Annotated in this window: 3 protein-coding genes; 1 reads left to right on the forward strand and 2 read right to left on the reverse strand. The window is 61.8% G+C overall.

All coding sequences use genetic code 11. From position 1 onward, the window contains the following. A partial coding sequence (locus VGY55_21150) for a PAS domain-containing protein (protein HEV2972493.1) occupies nt 1–1,214 on the reverse strand: 1,214 nt, incomplete at its 3' end. Between the two features lie 59 nt (nt 1,215–1,273). Between VGY55_21150 and VGY55_21155 the strand changes: the two genes are divergently transcribed. After that, nucleotides 1,274–1,987: an IS6 family transposase gene (locus VGY55_21155; GenBank protein ID HEV2972494.1), complete on the forward strand. Its 714-nt coding sequence runs from the start codon at nt 1,274–1,276 to the stop codon at nt 1,985–1,987. A 354-nt stretch (nt 1,988–2,341) separates the two neighbouring features. Here VGY55_21155 and VGY55_21160 read toward each other — a convergent pair. Next, nucleotides 2,342–2,610 (reverse strand): hypothetical protein (locus VGY55_21160; GenBank protein HEV2972495.1); only part of this gene is annotated, 269 nt, incomplete at its 5' end.

Genomic DNA, 2,610 nt, shown 5'->3' on the forward strand with positions numbered 1-2,610 from the left:
CCACGAGTCAAGACAATCACCTCGCGGATCGCCTCGTTGATGTCCAAGCAATCATCCCGTGGTGCTGGCGCTTTCTTGATAAGATTACGGATCCCGCCGATGACATCGCCAGCTCGATCGACGTCGTTTACAATACAGCCGAGCGCTTCGCGCACCTCCTCCAAATCTGGCGGATCTCTGGATAAGAACCGCAGGGCGGAAGCCGCGTTGTTGCGCGCCGTGGCGATCGGCTGGTTCACTTCATGAGCGATCGAGGCCGTCAGCTGTCCCATGGTCGTGATGCGATTGGCGTGCGCCAGCGCTTGCCGTTCTTCCTCCGCACGCCTGCGTTCGGTTACATCCATCATGGTCCCTACGAATTCGACCACATCGCCGGATGGGCTGAGAACAGGGTGGCCAATGACGTGGATGTCTCTGATTTCGCCGCCCAAATGCACTATTCGATAGCCATGGTCGAAATCTGCCTTTTCGCGGATTGCTATCCTGAAGTGTTCTTTCGTTCTGGCCCGGTCGTCGGCATGGATGCGCTGCTCGAATTCTTCAAATCGCGGCGGCTCCCCCGCGGGATCGAATCCCGTTAGGCGGAAGATTTCCTCGGACCAGTAGCCATGTTTGCCGGTCGCCGGGATGAATGCCCAACTCCCCGTGTGACTCAGCCTCTGCGCTTCGGCCAAATAGGCCTCGCTGCGTCGCAATTCGGCGGTCCGATCCGCCACCTTCATCTCGAGTTCGTCGCGGGCTCTTCGAAGCTGCTGTTCGCTCGCGCGCAGCGCGTCTTCGGCGCGGCGGTGATCGTCGACGAGGCGTGCCATCCGAAACGCCGTTGCGGCATGATTGGCGGCCACGGAGAGCAGCAACTGGTCGATTTCGGTCGGAAAGTCGGCGCGATCACAGGCCGCGGCAACCACACCGCCCTCGGCATCGACGCCGATGGGAATGACGATGCCGCAGCCGCGCCGCGCGCCGCCAATCTCGCGGACGATTTCCCTACGCGACAGCCGGCCGTTGACGGAGAGATATTGCTGCAGCCATTCCGAAAATGCCTGCCATGCGCATCCCCGTGCGATTTCGACGGCGGCACCCCCCGTCGGATCGCACAAACGCACAAAAGCGACGTCGAGGTACAATGCGTTGACCAGCACGTCGACGAGCCCGGCGGCGATGGCGCGCGGTTCTCTGCCGGCCCACCACACAGCCGGGACGGTAGAGGGCATCGTCAAGTTGGCCGAGAGCGGGCTTGGTAGGAGCCGGGTTGGTCGAGTAAACGGGCGGGATGAGGACGCCTCGAGACTCGATTTACGCCGGCCATCGCTACCCCGCTGAGATCATCAGCTACGCGGTCTGGCTGTATTTTCGGTTCCCGTTGAGCCTGCGCATGGTCGAGGAGATGCTGGCCGCCCGCGGCATCTCAGTGACGCACGAGACGATCCGGCAATGGGGCCTGAAATTCGGCCGGGAATTCGCCGGCCGCATCCGTCGGCGAGCGCCTCTCCGTGGCGACAAGTGGCACCTGGATGAGGTCGTCATCGGCATCGCCGGGAAGAAGCATTGGCTTTGGCGTGCCGTCGACCAGGACGGCTTCATTCTCGATATTCTTGTCCAGAGCCGGCGCGACAAGAAGGCCGCCAAACGCCTGTTCCGCAAGCTCCTCAAGAAGCAGGGTCGAGGCCCTTGTGTGCTCATCACCGACAAGCTGAAGAGCTACGCCGCGGCCAAGCGGGAGATCATGCCCGGGGTCGAGCATCGGCAGCATAAGGGCCTCAATAACCGGGCCGAAAACTCCCATCAACCGACCCGACGACGAGAGCGGATCATGAAACGGTTCAAGTCGCCGCGGCAGGTTCAACGCTTCCTTTCCACTCATGACCAGGTCGCGAACATTTTCCCCCGCCGCCGAGACCACGACACCGCCGCGAACCTTCGGTCCGGCCGCACCCAGGCGTTCGCCACCTGGGCCGACGTCACCGGCGTCGCCATGGCTGCATAATCGCGCATATCGCCGAGCATCGCTCAGCCCATCGCGCTTTCCGTCAATCTGCACATGCCAAGTTGACGGTGCCCTCTATAGAGCTACTTCCGAAAGGCTGGACGAATGGCGACTTTCCACCCAGCTGAGCCGGTCGCGACGGGTATTGCGAGCGGCACGTATGGGGCATGAAGCCCAGTTCCCGCTTCCCGAGCCGAGTGCCCGCTATCGGTTCGGTCGAGGGACCTTCGCCGGGACGCGGGCAACGAGAAAGATGCGCCGATTCCGGCCATTCGTGGGACCGCGATGGAACCGCGAAAGTCGCACCAAAGCTGCCATTGAACCTTTCTGATCCGCGAACCTTATTGTGCCACTTTAGTAACCGCGTGCTTCTTCTTCGATTTTCGCCCGATCGATATTGGCGTTGGTTGCCTTGATGGCCTCGTTGAGGCACCCCAGTGCGATAGGATTGGTTTCCGATGCGCGCATTTGCACGAGCGCGTCCTTCTCGGTTGTGTAGTACAAGCTGGCGGAACCGATCCAGCGGCCGGTGAAGAAGTTGGCGTGAACCGCGCTCCGCACGGCACCGCTGTCACGAAACCCGCACAAGAGTTCTCGGATAAGGCTACGCGGCCAGGCGTCAG

This window comes from Pirellulales bacterium (genome assembly GCA_035939775.1).
GTDB lineage: Bacteria > Planctomycetota > Planctomycetia > Pirellulales > DATAWG01 > DASZFO01.